We start from the raw sequence: 17,324 nt of genomic DNA on the forward strand, positions 1-17,324 counted from the left end.
GCCGGTCCGCGCCGCCATATTAGTGGTGGTCGTTCGCGTGGGCAGATTGATAATCCAAATTGTTTGTTCTTTGGCTATGATAACTCCAAAGTAGACCATCATCGGTGGTGAATGGTGCGCTGTGGACGGCTGGATTACGCCGACTCGGCGCGGCGAACGGGAGAGGCAATCATGCACAGCTACACCGCGAATCGTCGCAGTTTCCTGGCCGGAACTGCAGCCCTCGGTACGACACTCTCTGCCGCCCCTCTTCACGCCGCGCCAATCGCCGGAGCTGCGACGCCCTCCCCTCCGGTGAATCGCTCGCCGCTCGCTCCCCAGCCCTTCTATCCCTTGCCGGTCGGAGCGATCCGTCCGGCCGGCTGGCTGCGTCGTCAGCTCGAGATCCAGGCCGCGGGCATGGGCGGCCGGATCGACGAGACCTGGCCCGATCTCGGCCCCGACAGCGGCTGGCTAGGCGGCAAGGGCGAGAGCTGGGAGCGCGGCCCCTATTTCCTGGACGGGCTCGTGCCGCTCGCATGGATGCTCGATTCCGCCCCCCTCAAGGCCAAGGCGCAGAAGTTCCTCGACTGGACGCTCGATAACGCTGCGCCCAGCGGCATGTTCGGGCCCCGCAGCAACGACGATTGGTGGCCGCGCATGGTGATGCTGAAAGTGCTCACCCAGTATCACGAGCTCACCGCCGACGCGCGCGTCATCCCGGTGATGACCGCCTATTTCCACCATCAGCTCGCCGAGATGCCGAAGCGGCCCTTGCGTGATTGGGGGCGCTTCCGCTGGCAGGACGAAGTCGTCCCGCTGCTCTGGCTCTACAATCGCACCGGCGATCCAAAGCTGCTCGAACTGGCGAGTCTGCTCAAGGATCAGGGTTTCGACTGGCAGGAGCTATTCGCTGGGGACTATCCCTATCGCGGGAAGACCGACAAGGTGGCAATCGGGCTCGACAAGCCCGATGTGCCCGGACAGATACCCAATGGATTGAAGGACCCGGCGCTTTCCGTCCACGGCGTCAACAATGCTCAGGGGCTCAAGGCCTCGCCGGTCTGGGCAGTCGTATCGGGCAAGAGTGAGGATCGCGAGGCGATCCATCGCCAGCTCGATACGCTCGATCGCTACCATGGCCTGCCGATCGGCATCTACGCTGCCGACGAGCACCTCGCCGGCCGCAGCCCCAGCCAGGGTGTCGAGCTCTGCGCGATCGTCGAAGCGATGTATTCGCTCGAGCTCGCGCTCGCGATCACCGGCGACGCCGCGCTCGGCGACCGGATCGAGCGGATCGCGTACAATGCGCTCCAGGCGACCTTCACCGATGATATGTGGGCACATCAATATGATCAGCAGCCCAACCAGATCCGCTGCGCGCATGAGAAGGGACCGTGGACGACCAATGGCCCCGAGGCGAACCTGTTCGGGCTCGAACCCAATTTCGGCTGCTGCACGGCCAATTTTCATCAGGGCTGGCCGAAGCTGGTCGCAAGCCTGTGGATGGCATCGGCTGAGGGTGGGCTCGCGGCGACTCTCTACGGCCCGTGCGAGGTGGCGACCACCGTTGCCGGCGTTCCCATCCGGCTGCGCGAGGAGACTGGCTATCCATTTCGCGAGCAGATCGTCATCCACGTCGATCCGGAGCGCCCCACTCGGTTCCCGATCGCGCTTCGCGTGCCGGGCTGGGCCACGGGCGCAAGCATCCGCGTCAACGGCGAGGCGATGCCCGACGGCAAACCCGGCGAGTTTGCCCGGATCGTTCGCGAATGGCGCGCAGGCGATCGTATCGAGCTTGCCTTCACGGCGCCGCCGCGACGCGTCTCGGCCCCCCATGGAAGTTACGTCGAGCAGGGGCCGCTCGTCTTCGTGCTGCCGATCGAAGAGAAATGGCAGAAGCTGCGCAAGCGGGGGCTGACGGCCGATTGGGCGGTGCTGCCGCAGAGCGAATGGCGATATGCGCTGGCAGATGGCGCCGCGATCCAGCGCCTGGAACGCCCGATAGGCCCAGTCCCCTTTTCCCGCCGCAGCCCGCCGGTGGTGCTGGTGACGCAGGGCTATCGCGTGACCAACTGGCCCGAGCAGGACAATGCCGCAGCCCCTCCGCCTGCGGAAGCGCACGTGGAGGGAGCACGCGAACGTCTGGTGCTGATGCCCTATGCCGCTCCCAAATTACGGATCACGGCATTTCCGCTGGCGAGTAGCAGCTGAGGCAGCGGGCGCTGGCGCCGTTGCGTCTCTTGGTGTGTTGTTCCTCTTTGCGAACCGTTCTGCCTGCGCTACAAGGCGCATTAATAATATATATTCAGGAGGGTGGCATGCACACGCGCCGGCGTCTGGGAGGGCTGGTGTGATCCGGGCCTGCGGTGTGATGACATCGACTGCCCCAGAGGCGGAGGCTCCGCCTCTGAAGCAGCCGGTGAGCCCGGCCAATGATACCGCAGATCGGTACCGTCCAGGAAGAAGGCCCGACAGCTCGGACGATGACCGTATGCGCGCGACGCTGGAAGCGTGGATGGCATCCCTCCCCCGCCATCGCCGGGCGTCCTGACCGATGGTTTTGGACAATATCGGCGCGTCGACCACGCGGACCGTCTCGTGGCGGCTGATGCCGCTGCTCGGCTTCGTCTATCTTATCGCCTATATCGACCGGCAGAACGTGTCCTACGCCAAGCTCCAGATGGCGGACGATTTGGGGATGAGCGAGGCGGTGTTCGGCCTTGGCGCGTCGCTCTTCTTCATCGGCTATTTCCTGTTCGAACTGCCCAGCAATCTGTTCCTCGCGCGGGTGGGCGCGCCGAAATGGTTCGCGCGGATCATGGTGAGCTGGGGGGCGGTCACCGTGCTCCTCGCGCTGACCCGCGATGCCACCACTTTCTATATCCTGCGCTTCCTGCTCGGCCTGGCCGAGGCGGGGCTGTTCCCTGGCGTGCTCTACGCATTGACGCTCTGGTATCCGCAGTCGCATCGTGCGCGGGCGGTGGGCATGTTCATGCTGGCCCAGCCGCTCGCCAATGCGACGGGCGCCACGATCGGGGGCGTCCTGCTCGACCTCGATGGCCTTTGGGGGCTCCACGGCTGGCAATGGCTGTTCGTCGTCACTGGCGTTCCCGCGGTGTTGATGGCGCCCGTGGTCCTCTGGCTGTTGCCGCGTGGCCCCGAAGTCGCGCCATGGCTCGCTCGGGAACAGAAGGCGTGGCTGGCGGACGAGCTCGGCCGCGAACGCGAAGCCGTGGCGCATCCGATTAGCGGCCATGCGCTACGCGCGGCGATCGATCCCCGCGTGCTGCTGCTTGCCCTCACCTTCATCGGCTTTCCGCTCGCCGCCTATGGCCTCAGCTATTGGCTGCCGACCGTGGTGCGCGACATGGGTGTCAGCAACACGGTCAATGGCCTGCTCAATGGCCTCCTTTGGCTGCTGGTCGGCGTGGCGCTGTGGCTGGTCCCGCGCGATGCCGCCCGGAGAAGCCACTCGCGCTGGCACGCCGTGGTGCCGCCGCTGATCGGGGCCGTCGCACTCGTCGCAAGCGTGCTGCTCCCGGGCGCGCCGCTCAAGTTCGCCGCGCTTGCGCTTGCGGCCTGCGCGATCTTCGCCGGGCAGCCGATCTTCTGGACGCTCCCTCCCCGCTTCCTGACCGGTGCCGGCGCGGCAGCCGGCTTCGCGGTCATCAACGCCACCGGCAACCTCGGCGGCTTCGTTGCGCAAGCTGTGGTGCCGCGCGTTGCGACTGCCACGGGCAATCCCTACGCGCCGATGCTGCTTCTCGCTGCCGGGCTGGTGGTGGTTGCCGCCGGCATCTTCCTGATCGAGCGGCGCCTTCCGGCGGGCGGACGAGGGCAGGTTTGATGCTCCCGCGATTTTTTGCGCCGGGCGGCTGGATTATTCTTCCCGGAATAGTCAGACATAATCGCGACGATTCACTGCAGGCCCGGGAAAGTCCGGGCAGGGCATCGCAGCATTGGAGAGGATGATGGCGCAACCAGTCGTGTCGCCAAATGTGACGACAACGGATTCGATTTCGAAGCGCGGCGTGGCCGCATACCGACCAGCGCTCACGCTGCTCGCCAGCCTGTTCTTCATGTGGGGGTTCATCACCGTCATCAACAACACGCTGCTGCCGCACCTGCGCAGCGTGTTCGACCTCAACTATACGCAGACGACCCTGATCGAGAGCGTGTGGTTCATCGCCTATTTCGTCGCGTCGATCCCTTCGGCAAAGCTGATCGAGCGGATCGGCTATCAGCGCTCGCTTGTCATCGGGCTTCTGATCATGGCTGCTGGCGCGCTCGGGATGATGCTGGCCGCGAGCTTGCCGTCCTATGGCGTCACGCTGGCGATGCTGTTCATCATCGCAAGTGGGATCACGCTGCTCCAGGTCGCAGCCAACCCCTATGTCGCGGTGATCGGCCCGCCGGAGACTGCTTCGTCGCGGCTCAATCTGGTCCAGGCGATGAACTCGGCGGGAACGATGCTCGCGCCGCTGTTCGGCGCCTATCTGATCCTCGGCCGCTCGAAGGGCGGCACGGCCGAGACCGGCACTGTCCTGACCCAGGCGGAGCGGCTCGCTGACGCGCAATCGGTGATTCTGCCCTATGGCCTGGTTGCTGTGGTGCTGGTGGTGCTCGCGATCGTCATCGCGCGTTTCCCCCTCCCATCGCTCGGATCGGCAACCAGCCGCGTCGCCAAAGAGGAACGCAAAAAGCATTCACTCTGGCGCCACCGTAATCTGGTGTTCGGCGTGCCGGCGATCTTCATCTATCTGATCGCCGAGATCGGTGTGGCCAACCTCTTCGTCAATTTCGTGGTCCAGCCGGACATCGCCAATGTCACAGCGGAGACAGCAGGCCGTTATCTCACCTTCCTCTGGGCCGGCATGATGGTGGGAAGGTTCGCGGGCTCCGCGCTGATGCAGCGTTTCGCCGCCGAGAGCGTGCTGGCAGCCTTTTCGATCGGTGCCTTCATCGTGATGTTAGTCACCGTCTTCACCAGCGGCCCCGTGGCCATGTGGTCGCTGATCCTGGTTGGACTGTTTCACTCGATCATGTTTCCCACGATCTTCACGCTCGGGATCAAGGGTCTCGGCCCGCTGACCGAGGAAGGCTCAGGGCTTTTGATCATGGCGATCGCCGGTGGTGCCCTGGTGGTGGTCCAGGGCTGGCTGGCGGACCGCTTCGGGCTTCAGCTCTCGTTCCTGCTGACGGCGGTCTGCGAACTCTACATCCTCTTCTATGCGCTGTGGGGCGCGAAGGTCACCGATCCTCTGCCCGAAGTGACGGCGGAGCCCTGAGCCTCCAAAACCGAAAGGCGCACTCCCGGGCAGCTGTAGGCACAGCGCCGGGAGTGCGCCTCGGAAGCGACTTATAGTTGGGATCAGGCGGCCAGTGCGGCGGCCCTCCCAGTGGCGCCCGTGAGCGCGACGCTCCCGCCACCCGCGCGGCGCCTGGTGCACCAATCGCGCAGCAGTTCCATGGAGGTATGGTCCACCGCCGAGCAGCGCGTGAAGTCGAGTACCACCGGAGCATCGTGGGGCACCGATTCCAGCCGGGCCGTCAGCTTCGGGAGCGTCACGAAGGTGGCAGCACCGTCCAGCGCGATAGTCCGGCCGCCCTCGCTCTCGCGCTCATCCACCTTCAGGCGCAGGCGCCGGAAGTGCGGGAGGAGTTCAAGGAGCGACAGCGCGATGCCTACGAGCACGCCGGTGAGTAGGTCCTCGGTCACCACCAGCAGGAGCGTGACCGCCCAGATTATCGCCGGAAGCGGCCCATAGTCCCTGAACAGGTGCTTGGCATGGCTGAAATTGACCAGCTTGGCGCCGGTGACGACGAGCACCGCGCCGAGCGCCGTCATCGGGATCTCGCGCAGCAGCCATGGAAGCAACGCTACGAAGGCGAGAATCCACGCGCCGTGAAGCATGGTCGAAAGCCGCGTGGTCGCGCCAGCCTGCACGTTGGCCGAGCTGCGAACGATCACGCCGGTCATCGGAAGCGAACCCGCCACACCGCACAGGAGATTGCCCACGCCCTGCGCCCGCAGTTCCTTGTTGTAGTTGGTGCGCACGCCGTCGTGCATGCGGTCGACTGCGGCGGCTGACAGCAGCGTCTCCGCGCTGGCGATGAACGCCACCGCGAGCGCGGCGGTCAGCACCGCGGGATCGAGCCAGCGCGCGAAGAAGCCGGTTCCCGGCAGCGTGATCGCGGAAGCAATGTTCTGGGGAACTTCTACTCGCGCGACGTTCACCCCCAGAGCATAGGCGATCGCGGTGCTTGCCACCACGCCGAGCAGCGCGCCAGGCACGAGCTTCATCGAGGTCGGGCGCAGCTTCTCCCAGCCGACCATGATCGCGATCGTCAGCACGCCGAGCAGAAGAGCGAGTTCGGTCGAGCGCATGTCGGAGGAAAGACCGAGCAGTCTTCCGGGCATCGCCATCAGATTCTCGAGCCCGTTAGAAAGCGGCTTGGCATCGAACAATACGTGGAACTGCCCAATGACGATCAGCACGCCGATGCCCGCGAGCATACCGTGGACAACGGCGGGCGAGATCGCGCGGAACCAGCCGCCGACCCGGAAGATGCCCGCCGCGACCTGAATGAGACCCGCGAGCACGAGGATCGGCCCAAGGCCGGAGATGCCCTGTTCACGGACCAGCTCGAAAACGATCACCGCCAGGCCAGCGGCGGGGCCGCTCACCTGAAGCGGCGAGCCCGCAAGCGCACCTACGACGAGGCCACCGACGATGCCGGTGACAAGGCCCTTCTCGGGCGGGACGCCCGAAGCGATCGCGATGCCCATGCAGAGCGGCATCGCGACAAGGAACACGACGATCGACGCCGCGAAATCCTTGACGATCCAGCCGCTCGCCTTGGTATCGGCGGCAGTCATTCCGCTGCCTCCAGTTTAGGCTGGTGCGCGAGGCGCGGCGCCGCGGCAAGCGCGACCGGGAGCGGACGCTCCTCGTTGATCGGGAAGAAGCGGCCGGTCTCACCGTCGAGCGCAAGTACTTCGCCGGCGCCGATGTCGAAGAACCAGCCGTGCAGCGCGATTTCGCCGCGCGCTATGCCCGCCGCCACCGCAGGGTGCGTGCGCAGATGGTTGAGCTGGGCGACGACATTCTCGAGGCTGATCGCCCGAACACGATCGGCGCTCTCCATTTCGGGATAGCTTTCGCTCACTACCTGCTCGGCGGCACAGCTGTGGCGCAGCCAGGCAGCGACGTTCGGCATTTTCTCCAGGCCCGCAGGGTTCGCAACCGCCTTCATCGCGCCGCAGTCGGAATGGCCACACACGATGATATCGTGGATGCCCAGCACCATCACGGCGTATTCGACCGTGGAGGTGACGCCGCCGTTCTGGTTGGCGTAAGGCGGCACGATGTTGCCCGCGTTGCGGCAAACGAACAGATCGCCGGGCTCGGCCTGCATTATATGTTCAGGAACGACGCGCGAATCGGCGCAGGAGATGATCAAAGCCTTGGGGCTCTGCCCGTGCGTCGCCAGCTTGGAATAGAGGTCGCTCTGGTTCGGAAACACTTGTTTCGCGAAGCCGTAGACACGTCCAATGAGCTCGTTCACGTTGCTTGCTCCATAACAGGACCGCGCAAGGGGGAGCGCGAGACCCGTCACAGGTAACGAGCGTGTTTTGCCGCAGCGCAGCGATAATGTAAGGAAGTATTGCTGCAGCGCCGAAGTGGTTCAGGCCGGCGGCAAGCGGATTTCGGCGCGAAGCCCGCCTTCCGGCCGGTTGGACAGGAGGAGCGTCGCCCCTTCCGCCTCGACTGCGCGCTTCACGATCGAAAGCCCGAGCCCGAGTCCCATCGTGTCACGCGCACGCGCATGATCGAGGCGGACGAACGGCTCGAGTACCTTGTCGAGCGCGTCTTCGGCAATACCCGGCCCGTCGTCCTCGATCCGGATTACCACTTCCCCTGCGCGCTCCTCGAGGCTGATCCATACATGTTTGCCATAGTGGAGGCCGTTCTCGACGAGATTGACCAGCGCACGCTTGAAGCCGACTGGTCGTAACTCACGTTCGAGATGCGCGGGCCCCGAATAGCGAACCTGCCGGTGACGGTCGCGGGCGTCGTCGGCAATCGTGGCGCAGATCACCGCCAGATCCACCGCCACTGGCGTCTCGCCGTTCGTTTCCCCGCCCAGATAGGCGAGCAGCGAGTCGATCATCGACTCCATTTCACCGATGTCGGCAGTCATCGCATCGACCGCGTCATTATCCCCCAGCGCATCGGCCCGGAGACGCAGCCGCGCCAGCGGCGTACGCATGTCATGACCGACCGCCGCCAGTGCCTGGGTACGATCCTCGATCAGCCGATGGATGCGCGCCTGCATGCGATTGAAGGCGGAGATCACGCGTCGCACCTCGCCCGGCCCTGCCTCCGGGACCACCTCCTGGTCCGCCGCTCCCACGCGTTCCGCAGCTTTCGCCAGTCGTCGCAGGGGCAAGAGCGTCTGTCGGACCAGCACACCGCCGATCAGGATGATCGCCACCGCAGGCGCGAGCGCGAGCAGGATACGCTCGGGCGAGAAGCTGAGATCATGGACCGGCTCGCGGGTTGTGAACCCCATCCAGCTACCGTCCGTGAGCGTGAGCCCGCCAGCGATAACCGCCTTGCGCGCCGGTCCGATCAGCCGCACACGCAGGTTGCTGGCCCGCAATGTCGGCTCCCAGTCGACGATCTGGCGATGGACTCGGTCGAGTGTGGCCGGAACCTGCAGCTTTGCAGGCAGGCCAGGACTCCACCAGATCTTGTAGCGGCTGGTCGTGAGGTCGACGGCCAGCGCACTGCGCTGATCGGACGGCTGCTCATCGAGCAGCTTGCGCGCGATCACCAGATGCTCCGCGAGCCGGCGGGCCTCGTCGTTGCGAACCGAGATCTGTTCCGCCCGCTCGTAGAAGAAGGTGCTCGCGCCGAATTCGATCAGGATCGCCAGCAGCAGGATCGCAAAGATTCGGCCGATCAGTCCGAGCGGCAGGCTCAGGACACGCTTCAAGTCCGCGTCACCGCAGCGCTGAGCATATAGCCGATGCCACGCACCGTAACGATCGGAGCCTCGACGCCGCCGCTCGAAAGCTTGCGGCGCAAGCGGCTCACGAGCACGTCGACGCTGCGGTCGGAGCTGTTGCCGAGGCGGGTGCGGGACAGCTCGATCAGCCGCTCGCGCGCAATCACGCGCCCGGCATGATCGCACAGGCTGACCAGCAGATCGAACTCGGCACCGGTGAGCTCCACCACGGCACCGCTCGGCGAAAGGAGTTGCCGACGCGGGAGATTGACCGTCCAGCCGTCGAAGCAGAGCATCCCTTGCGGTCGGTGTGCGCTTTCCTGTTCGTTGCCGCGCCGCCGGAGCACCGCCCGCACGCGGGCAATCAACTCGCGCGTGCCGAAGGGTTTGCTCAGATAATCGTCCGCGCCGAGTTCGAGCCCTACCACACGGTCGGTCTCACTGCCGCGTGCCGAGATGAAGATCACCGGAACCTGGCTCTTCTCGCGGATCATCCGGCACAGATCGATGCCGCTGGTCCCGGGCAGCATGATGTCGAGGATGATCAGGTCGACGGGGCCGTTCTCCAGCGCAAGCCACATCTCTGCACCCGTCGCGGCAGGGCGCACAGCGAAGCCGTGCTCCTGGAGCGCACGCGACGTGAGGGTCCGCAGTGGCGGATCGTCTTCGACCAGAACGATGGTGGGTGCTGTCATGCTGGACTGGTACTGGAACATTGGACACGAGCTAGGAGCGGTTTCAGCCCCTCGCAACGCTTGTACCGTAGCCGATAGCACCCGATGCACGCGAGCAACAATTTGTTACGAAGCCGGGCCGTCTCGCGAACACCGAATATCCCCGCTAATGCCACTGCCGAACACCGGCCATCACGAAGGATTTCCGCGCATGAGCATTGCCAACATCGATCGCCTGGTCTCGATCATGGCGCGGCTGCGCGATCCCGAGCGGGGCTGCGAATGGGACACGGTCCAGACCTTCGCCACGATCGCGCCCTACACGATCGAAGAAGCCTATGAGGTTGCTGACGCTTGCGAGCGCGGCGACATGGCCGAGCTCAAGGACGAGCTCGGCGATCTGCTGCTTCAAGTCGTGTTCCACAGCCGGATGGCGGAGGAAGCCGGTCACTTCGCGCTTCAAGATGTGATCGACGCGATCAGCGACAAGATGGAGCGCCGCCATCCCCATATCTTCCTCGGCGCGACCGAGGGCGGCCATGATCTTTGGGAGCAGATCAAGGCCGAGGAGCGTGGCGCAAAGGGCCATGAGAGCGCACTGGATGGAGTGGCGATCGGCCTTCCCGCCCTGCTCCGCGCCGGAAAGCTGCAGAAGCGCGCCGCCCGCACCGGATTCGACTGGCCCGATGCCGCTGGTCCGCGTGCCAAGATCGACGAGGAACTGGCTGAGGTTGAAGCGGCAAACTCCGATGCCGACCGTGAGGAGGAAATCGGCGATCTGCTGTTCGCGGTGGTCAATTGGGCGCGCAAGCTCGGTGTCGACGCCGAGGCCGCGCTCCGCGGCGCGAACACTAAATTCGAACACCGTTTCAAGATGATGGAAATAGAAGCTGACGACGGTTTCGAAGCGTTGGACCTCGAAGCCAAGGAAGCGCTGTGGCAGCGAGCCAAGAGCGTACTGGCCCAATGATCGGGATCGCGACAATAAGAGGTGCCGCGCTTGCGTTTGCGGCAATCCTGCTCGGCTCGACCGATCCGGCGACGGCTCGAACCGATGCCAAACTGACCGACACTCTCGCTGCCTGGAATGAGGACGAGCATCGCGATCTTCGCGCGGTGGTTGTCCTGCGGCACGGGCGGATCGTGGCTGAACGCTACTATGACGGCGAGAACGTCGACACGCTGCACGACGTCCGCTCAGCGGGGAAAAGCGTCACGGCACTGCTCGTCGGTATCGCGCGCGATCGCGGGCTGATCCGCAACGTCGGTGATGCGGTTGGCGCCTATTGGCCTGAGGCGCGCGGCAGCGCGATCGGGGACGTGAGCCTCGCAGACGTGCTGACGATGCGCTCCGGCTTGGCTGCCTTCGACGAGGATCCGGACTCCCCCGGTAATGAAGACAGACTCGACGCTGCGCCTGATCCGCTGGTCTTCACGCTGGGCGTCCCGCGCGCAGCTCTGCCGGGCAGTGTCTATCGCTACAATTCGCTCACCAGCTATGTCGCCGGCCTCGTAGTGACCAAAGCCGCGGGCCGCCCGATGGCCAATTTCGCGGACGAGGCGCTTTTCCGCCCGCTCGGCATAACTCGCTGGCGTTGGGCGTCCGATGCTGCAGGCATTACAAAGGGGCAAGGCAATTTGTGGCTCACTGCCCGCGGCTTTGCGGCGATCGGCCAGATGGTGCTGGGCGAAGGCGTTTATGGCGGCCACCGCGTGGTCAGCGCCGCTTGGCTGCGGGAGGCACTGACACCCAGAGTGACGATCTCCGGAAGCGATCCTTACGCCGATGGTTATGGCTACTTCTGGTACTCGAAGACCCACCGGGTCGGCGATGTTCCGGTGCCCGTGTCGTTCGCCTCAGGAAACGGCGGAAACAAGATCTATGTGATCCCGAGCAGGCATATGGTCATTGCGATTACCTCTAGCGCCTATGGCCAGGGCTATGGACAACGCCGATCCGAGGCCATCCTCAAGGCGCTGCTCGCTGCCGACGCCGGCCGCTAGCATCCTGTAGACGGTCAGCTCTGGCGCATCCCAAACCGCTCATAGTCGCGCGGGGCCATCCGCACTTCGTAGATCGCATTGTCGTCCTCGAGCCGCCGGTCGAGCACTTCGCCGTGCTGGTGAAGCCAGGCCGCTCCTGCCCCGTCGGCAGAGTCCAGCATGATCGTGTACCGCCTGTGGCCCTGGGTGAGCTTGGCGGCGACGGCGTCGATGAGCGCGTCCACACCCTCCCCGGTCACTGCCGAGATAGGCATCACGTCCGCGCGCCGCGCCGCCTCCTCCAGGACCTCCGCCCGGCGCTCCTGGTCGATCAGATCGATCTTGTTCCATGCCTCGAAGCGCGGAGTCGTCTCGGCCACACCGATCTCCCCCAGCACCTTCTCCACATCGGCACGCTGCGCCTCCGTGTCCGGGTGCGCAATGTCGCGGACGTGGATCAGCAGGTCAGCCGACACGACCTCTTCGAGCGTCGCCTTGAACGCAGCGACGAGCTGGGTTGGAAGCTCCGAGACGAAGCCCACCGTATCGGAGAGGATCGCCTTGTCGATGCCCGGCAGCGAGATCTGCCGCAGCGTCGGATCCAGCGTTGCGAAGAGCAGATTTTCCGCCATGACGTCAGCCCCGGTCAGGCGATTGAAAAGCGTGGATTTTCCGGCATTGGTATAGCCGACCAGCGCGATCACCGGCCATGGCGCGCGCTGGCGGCGGTCGCGGTGGAGCGTACGCGTGCGGCTCACCTGGTCGAGCTCCTTGCGCAGCCGCGCCATACGGTCGCGGATCAGCCGGCGGTCGGCCTCGATCTGCGTCTCGCCCGGACCGCCGAGGAAGCCGAAGCCGCCACGCTGGCGCTCGAGGTGAGTCCAGCTCCGCACGAGCCGGCCGGCCTGATAGTCGAGGTGCGCGAGCTCGACCTGGAGCCGGCCCTCGGCGGTGCGCGCGCGCTCGCCGAAAATCTCGAGGATCAATCCGGTGCGGTCGATCACCTTGCAGCCGAGCGCGGTCTCGAGGTTGCGCTGCTGCACGGGTGTGAGCGCCGCATCGAACACGGCAAGCTGAAGTTCCTCGTCGCGGACCGTCTCGGCCAGCGCCTCGACCTGGCCCGATCCGATCAGCGTTCCCGGTTTGGGCTGGCGCAGCTTGATGGCGACCTTCTCGCGCACGTCCACGCCGATCGCGGCGGCGAGGCCGGCGGTCTCTTCCAGGCGCGAGTCCGCGTCGCGCGAGCTGCCGCCCATCTCTGGATAGACGACGGCCGCCCTCGCCCCGCGCGCAAACTCGTCGGGATCGCGATCGAAACCCGTGCTCATGGACGCATCAATCGCCGTCGGAGGCGTTCGTTTCCTCGGCCAGGTTGAGCGGATGCGCAGGCTGGATCGTGGAGACGGCGTGCTTGTAGACCAGCTGCGCCATGCCTTCACGCTGGAGCAGCATGCAGAAGAGGTCGAACGCCGCGATCTGGCCCTGGAGCATGACGCCGTTCACCAGGAACATCGTCACATTCTCCTGCTGACGGCGTACTGCGTTCAGGAAAATCTCCTGCAATACCGGGTTCTTGGCCTGATGTTCTCCCACCGCTTCGATGAGCTGCTGGAGGTCCACCGGCCCCGACGGCATGATCGTGGAGATCGCATGCTTGTAGATGAGCTGCGACTGGCCATCGCGCCGCAGTAGCACCGAAAAATTGTCAAACCAGGTCACGATGCCTTGCAGCTTGACGCCCTTCACCAGGAACATCGTGACGGGCGCCTTCGAGCGCCGGAGTGAGTTGAGGAACAGGTCCTGGAGCGAGGTTTGCTTCTCTGCCATGCCTTTGCCTTCTATTCTTGGCGGGATCCTGTCCCGCGTCGCGCCGCTTTCCCGGCGTCGGAGTACCACGCCACCCCGGCGCGGATGGCCGGCATCTTAGGATTTCCGCGGCCGCGCGTCCAACCTATTCCTCGCGCGTATCGGTGATCCCGAGCAGCTTGAGCTTACGGTGCAGCGCCGAGCGCTCCATCCCGATGAAGTGCGCGGTGCGCGAAATGTTTCCCGAAAAACGCCGGATCTGGACACGCAGATACTCGCGCTCGAAGGTCTCGCGTGCTTCCTTGAGGGGCGTGCCCATGATTGCGCTCGCGCCCATGCCGTTGCCGAGATCGCCCTGTCGACCCAGCACTTCGGGAGGAAGCAGATCCAGGTCGATCCGGCCGATCCGGTCACCCGGCGCGAGGATCACCGTACGCTCGACCACGTTGCGCAGCTGGCGAACGTTGCCGGGCCATTCGTAGCTCTGGAGTGCGACCATCGCGTCGGGCGCGACCTCGGGCGTCGGTACGCGTCGTTCGCTCGCGTAATGGGCCACGAAATGCTCGACGAGGGCGGGAATGTCCTCGCGCCGTTCGGTGAGTGGCGGGATGTTCACCGGCACCACATTGAGCCGGTAATAGAGGTCCTCGCGGAAATGCCCCGCGGCGATTTCGGCCTGGAGATCGCGCGAGGTGGCTGAGACGACGCGCACGTCCACCTTCACCACGCGCGTGCCGCCGACCCGGTTGAAGCTCTGGTCGGTGAGCACGCGCAGGATCCGCGCCTGAGTCGCGATCGGCATGTCGGCGATCTCGTCGAGGAACAGCGTGCCGCCATGCGCCTGTTCGAACAGGCCCGGACGGACGAGATCCCCGCCCTCCTCCACGCCGAACAGCTCCTCCTCTACCCGCTCGGGCGTCATGCGCGCTGCACTGACGATCACGAAGGGCGCGGGAGAGCGTTGGCTCCAGCCGTGGAGAAGGCGTGCGGCGATCTCCTTGCCGACGCCGGGGCCGCCGGTGATCAGCACGCGGCTGCCCGTGGAGGCGACTCGCTTGAGCGTCGCGCGCACCGAATTGATCGCGCCGGAGGTGCCGGTGAGGTCAGCATCGCGCCCTGCCGAGGCACGGAGCGACGCGACTTCGCGCCGGAGCCGCTCGGTCTCGGTCGCGCGCTCGACCAGCAGAAGCAGCCGTTCGGCTTCGAAGGGCTTCTCGATGAAGTCCGAGGCGCCGCGCCGGATCGCCGCGACTGCGGTGTCGAGGTTACCATGGCCCGAGATCACCAGCACCGGTAGCGACGGATCGCGGCGCTTGATTTCGTCGAGCAGCTCGAGCCCGTCGAGGCGCGACCCGTGCAGCCAGACGTCGAGCAGGACCAGGCTGGGCCGGCGTTCGGCGATCGCCTCGAGCGCCGAATCGCTGTCGGCGGCGCCCCGCGTCGCATATCCCTCATCCTCGAGCACCCCCGCCACCAGCTCGCGAATGTCGCGCTCATCATCGACAACGAGGATATCGAGGCTCATTTCTTGGTTCCGGTTCTGGTCAGGGCGGCGGGCCGCGGCTCTTCTTCGGGTTGGCTGTCGCGCGCGGCCAGCGGGGCTAGCTGTTCGGTGTCGAAACAGAGCGTGACGATCGTCCCGCCGCCAGGCCGGTCGGCAAAACCGATCGTTCCGAAATGCTCCTCGACGATCTTCTTCACGATCGCGAGACCGAGGCCGGTACCGCGGCTGCGCGTGGTCATATAGGGCTCGACGATCCGATCGCGTTCCACGGGCAGGCCGATGCCGTTGTCTTCGACAGTCAGCAGGATGCGGCGTTCGTCCTCCACTTCGATCGTCATCACCACCTCGCCCTGCGGGAGCGCTTCCCCTTCCCCGCGCGCTTCGATCGCCTCGACGGCGTTCTTGACGACGTTGGTGAGCGCCTGGCCGATCTGGCGGCGGTCGCAGACGAGGCTCGGTATGGTTTCCGGCGCCTTGAGCTCGAAGCGGATCGTCGGATGCGCGACTTCGTGGAGAAAGAGCGCCTGCCGCGCGATATCGAACAGCGATTCCACCCGGAACAGCGGCTTGGGCATGCGCGCGAACGAAGAGAATTCGTCGACCATCCGTCGCAGATCGCCCACCTGGCGCACGATCGTCTCGGTGAGCTGCGCGAACACGCCTTCGCCGCCTTCGATCTGTTTCCCGTAACGCCGCTGGAGCCGTTCGGCGGCGAGCTGGATCGGAGTGAGCGGGTTCTTGATCTCGTGCGCGATCCGCCGCGCTACGTCCGACCATGCCGCGCGGCGCTGGTCGAGCAGCTGCTGGGTGATGTCGTCGAAGGTGAGGACCTTGCCCGCCTCGTCTGTGGTGATCTTCACCGCCAGCGTCCGCGCTTCGCCGCCGCTACCGATCTGGACAATCGACTCGCGCTCGGCACCGTCGAGCATTGCATCGAGCTCGGGTACGATATCCTCGAGCTTGCGGCCGACGGGATCGCCCCCTTCCTGACGCAGGAATGCGCGGGCCGATGCGTTCATCAGCCGCACGCGCCGCTCCGCATCGATCGAGATGACGCCCGCCGACACGCCGGACATCACTGCCTCGATCAGCGCGCTGCGGCTTTCGAGCTGGGCGTTCGCAGTGACGAGCGCGTTGCGCTGCGCCTCCAGCCGGCCGGTCATGCTGTTGAAGGCATTGCCGAGTGTACCGATCTCATCGAGCGTGTGCGGTTCGGGCACGCGTGCGCTAAGATCGCCCCCCGCGATGCGTCGAGCGGCTGTGACAAGCTGATCGACAGGACGCACCAGCCGATCCGCAACCGCGAGCGCGATCCAGGTGGCGATGCCAATGATCAACAGCGCCACGCCGAACAACAGCGCGTTGAACTGCAATTGCAGCGCCCGCGCTCGGGCACGCAATCCTTGGTAGTCGGCCACAACCTTACTCGCTGAGATACCCTGATTCCGTAGGAACTCAACGTCATTGGGAGTTGCCACGTACAGGAAAACGCCCCGCGTACGATCGACAGGTGTGACAACCCAAAGCACCTGCGCATCGAAATTGGAATAGACCTCGTCGTCCTTGAGGCTGAGCACCTGGCCAGTAACGCGTGATGCGAACGCGGTCGCTTCAGGCGCTTCATAGGCGTAGAGTACCTCGACGCGTTGGCCATCCACTGCTCGGAACAGCACCGACTGGAAGAGGTTGCGGTAGTAGGTCTGGCCGAGGAACTCCTCCTGGAACGCAGCGGACCGCTGCGGGAGCCCCGGGAATTTGTTGAGGAGATCGTCCGCCATGGTCCGCGCCTCCCCCGTCCAGCGCCTCAGCACCACGCGCTGACCCTCGCGTGCCAACTCCACCGTGGTATTGAATGCGCTCACCGCACGGTCCGAGCCCCATAGCTGGACGCCCGACTGAAACATCACCGAGGCTGCGATCACCGTCAGGACGATCGGCACGCTCGCCATCAAGGTGAACATCGCCACGAGCCGGACGTGCAGGCGACCGCCGCCCGCGAGTGCCGATTTCGACGCGCGATGGATTGCTATGCGTCGGCCGATCAGCACGATCAGGGCAACGAACGGCAAAAGGTTCGCCAGCAGCATAAGCGCTGCGTCCAGCGGGCTGAATAGCTGGTCGCGCGCGTTGGCGGCGCTGACGATAATGTAAGTCGCAATCGGCGTCCCAACTGCCAACGCCATTACGACGATTTCCAAGAGCCGGGCGCGCTTGGAAGAAAGATGCGCGGTCGGGCTTTCGAAGGATATCGTAGGCGTGATGCCGAACCGCCGCCGCTTGCGCGGTGCAGGTTCGGCAGTCTGCTCGGCTACGGCATCCATCGTTGCCGGGATACAACACAGACGTTGCCCGGAAAACAC

13 protein-coding genes are annotated in these 17,324 nt (G+C 65.2%); 5 read left to right on the plus strand and 8 right to left on the minus strand.

Features of this window, described 5'->3' with window-relative positions:
* Positions 1–171 precede the first annotated feature (171 nt).
* The 3 genes from ACMGDH_RS08200 to ACMGDH_RS08210 all read left to right on the plus strand — a co-directional run bounded on the left by ACMGDH_RS08200 (position 172) and on the right by ACMGDH_RS08210 (position 5,270).
* Complete coding sequence (locus ACMGDH_RS08200) at positions 172–2,193, plus strand: beta-L-arabinofuranosidase domain-containing protein (RefSeq protein WP_436827456.1); 2,022 nt, start codon at positions 172–174, stop codon at positions 2,191–2,193.
* 343 nt (positions 2,194–2,536) lie between these two features.
* A complete protein-coding gene (locus tag ACMGDH_RS08205; RefSeq protein ID WP_436827457.1) occupies positions 2,537–3,829 on the plus strand; it encodes an MFS transporter in 1,293 nt (430 codons plus the stop codon).
* 124 nt (positions 3,830–3,953) lie between these two features.
* On the plus strand, positions 3,954–5,270 hold the full coding sequence (locus ACMGDH_RS08210; RefSeq protein WP_436827458.1) for a sugar MFS transporter: 1,317 nt from the start codon (positions 3,954–3,956) through the stop codon (positions 5,268–5,270).
* 83 nt (positions 5,271–5,353) lie between these two features.
* On the opposite strand, the gene ACMGDH_RS08215 is transcribed toward ACMGDH_RS08210, so the two are convergent.
* The 4 genes from ACMGDH_RS08215 to ACMGDH_RS08230 form a co-directional block, all read right to left on the minus strand.
* A complete protein-coding gene (locus ACMGDH_RS08215; RefSeq protein ID WP_436827459.1) occupies positions 5,354–6,862 on the minus strand; it encodes a SulP family inorganic anion transporter in 1,509 nt (502 codons plus the stop codon).
* On the minus strand, positions 6,859–7,551 hold the full coding sequence (locus tag ACMGDH_RS08220) for a carbonic anhydrase (protein ID WP_436827460.1): 693 nt from the start codon (positions 7,549–7,551) through the stop codon (positions 6,859–6,861). The genes ACMGDH_RS08215 and ACMGDH_RS08220 overlap by 4 nt, the downstream gene beginning before the upstream one ends.
* Before the next feature lie 120 nt (positions 7,552–7,671).
* Positions 7,672–8,985 (minus strand): ATP-binding protein, encoded by a 1,314-nt coding sequence (locus tag ACMGDH_RS08225; protein WP_436827461.1) that lies wholly within the window; start codon positions 8,983–8,985, stop codon positions 7,672–7,674.
* Positions 8,982–9,692, minus strand: coding sequence for a response regulator transcription factor (locus ACMGDH_RS08230; RefSeq protein ID WP_436827462.1), 711 nt, complete (start codon positions 9,690–9,692; stop codon positions 8,982–8,984). The genes ACMGDH_RS08225 and ACMGDH_RS08230 overlap by 4 nt, the downstream gene beginning before the upstream one ends.
* 190 nt (positions 9,693–9,882) lie before the next feature.
* Between ACMGDH_RS08230 and mazG the strand changes: the two genes are divergently transcribed.
* Both mazG and ACMGDH_RS08240 read left to right on the plus strand, forming a co-directional pair.
* Entirely contained in the window at positions 9,883–10,641 is a 759-nt protein-coding gene (gene mazG / locus ACMGDH_RS08235; RefSeq protein ID WP_436827463.1) for a nucleoside triphosphate pyrophosphohydrolase, read from the plus strand.
* On the plus strand, positions 10,638–11,675 hold the full coding sequence (locus tag ACMGDH_RS08240; protein WP_436827464.1) for a serine hydrolase domain-containing protein: 1,038 nt from the start codon (positions 10,638–10,640) through the stop codon (positions 11,673–11,675). The genes mazG and ACMGDH_RS08240 overlap by 4 nt, the downstream gene beginning before the upstream one ends.
* Before the next feature lie 14 nt (positions 11,676–11,689).
* Here the strand turns inward: ACMGDH_RS08240 and hflX are convergent, their stop codons facing one another.
* The 4 genes from hflX to ACMGDH_RS08260 all read right to left on the minus strand — a co-directional run bounded on the left by hflX (position 11,690) and on the right by ACMGDH_RS08260 (position 17,285).
* Positions 11,690–12,982: a GTPase HflX gene (gene hflX / locus ACMGDH_RS08245; RefSeq protein ID WP_436827465.1), complete on the minus strand. Its 1,293-nt coding sequence runs from the start codon at positions 12,980–12,982 to the stop codon at positions 11,690–11,692.
* A gap of 7 nt (positions 12,983–12,989) precedes the next feature.
* A complete protein-coding gene (gene hfq / locus ACMGDH_RS08250; RefSeq protein ID WP_436828222.1) occupies positions 12,990–13,508 on the minus strand; it encodes an RNA chaperone Hfq in 519 nt (172 codons plus the stop codon).
* Positions 13,509–13,605: 97 nt separating this feature from the next.
* On the minus strand, positions 13,606–14,985 hold the full coding sequence (gene ntrX, locus ACMGDH_RS08255) for a nitrogen assimilation response regulator NtrX (RefSeq protein ID WP_436827466.1): 1,380 nt from the start codon (positions 14,983–14,985) through the stop codon (positions 13,606–13,608).
* The gene (locus ACMGDH_RS08260) at positions 14,982–17,285 is read right to left on the minus strand and encodes a sensor histidine kinase NtrY-like (protein WP_436827467.1); all 2,304 of its coding nucleotides are present in this window, start codon (positions 17,283–17,285) and stop codon (positions 14,982–14,984) included. The genes ntrX and ACMGDH_RS08260 overlap by 4 nt, the downstream gene beginning before the upstream one ends.
* Between the last annotated feature and the right edge of the window lie 39 nt (positions 17,286–17,324).

It is taken from the genome of Sphingomonas radicis (genome assembly GCF_051400635.1).
Classification (GTDB): domain Bacteria; phylum Pseudomonadota; class Alphaproteobacteria; order Sphingomonadales; family Sphingomonadaceae; genus Sphingomonas.

Bases quoted from the DNA above. Each gene is read 5' to 3' on its own strand.
- ACMGDH_RS08210 (WP_436827458.1), top strand. From the start codon at position 3,954: ATGGCGCAACCAGTCGTGTCGCCAAATGTGACGACAACGGATTCGATT.
- ntrX (WP_436827466.1), bottom strand. From the start codon at position 14,985: ATGAGCCTCGATATCCTCGTTGTCGATGATGAGCGCGACATTCGCGAG.
- hflX (WP_436827465.1), bottom strand. From the start codon at position 12,982: ATGAGCACGGGTTTCGATCGCGATCCCGACGAGTTTGCGCGCGGGGCG.
- ACMGDH_RS08240 (WP_436827464.1), top strand. From the start codon at position 10,638: ATGATCGGGATCGCGACAATAAGAGGTGCCGCGCTTGCGTTTGCGGCA.
- mazG (WP_436827463.1), top strand. From the start codon at position 9,883: ATGAGCATTGCCAACATCGATCGCCTGGTCTCGATCATGGCGCGGCTG.
- ACMGDH_RS08230 (WP_436827462.1), bottom strand. From the start codon at position 9,692: ATGACAGCACCCACCATCGTTCTGGTCGAAGACGATCCGCCACTGCGG.
- ACMGDH_RS08200 (WP_436827456.1), top strand. From the start codon at position 172: ATGCACAGCTACACCGCGAATCGTCGCAGTTTCCTGGCCGGAACTGCA.
- ACMGDH_RS08205 (WP_436827457.1), top strand. From the start codon at position 2,537: ATGGTTTTGGACAATATCGGCGCGTCGACCACGCGGACCGTCTCGTGG.
- ACMGDH_RS08260 (WP_436827467.1), bottom strand. From the start codon at position 17,285: ATGGATGCCGTAGCCGAGCAGACTGCCGAACCTGCACCGCGCAAGCGG.
- ACMGDH_RS08215 (WP_436827459.1), bottom strand. From the start codon at position 6,862: ATGACTGCCGCCGATACCAAGGCGAGCGGCTGGATCGTCAAGGATTTC.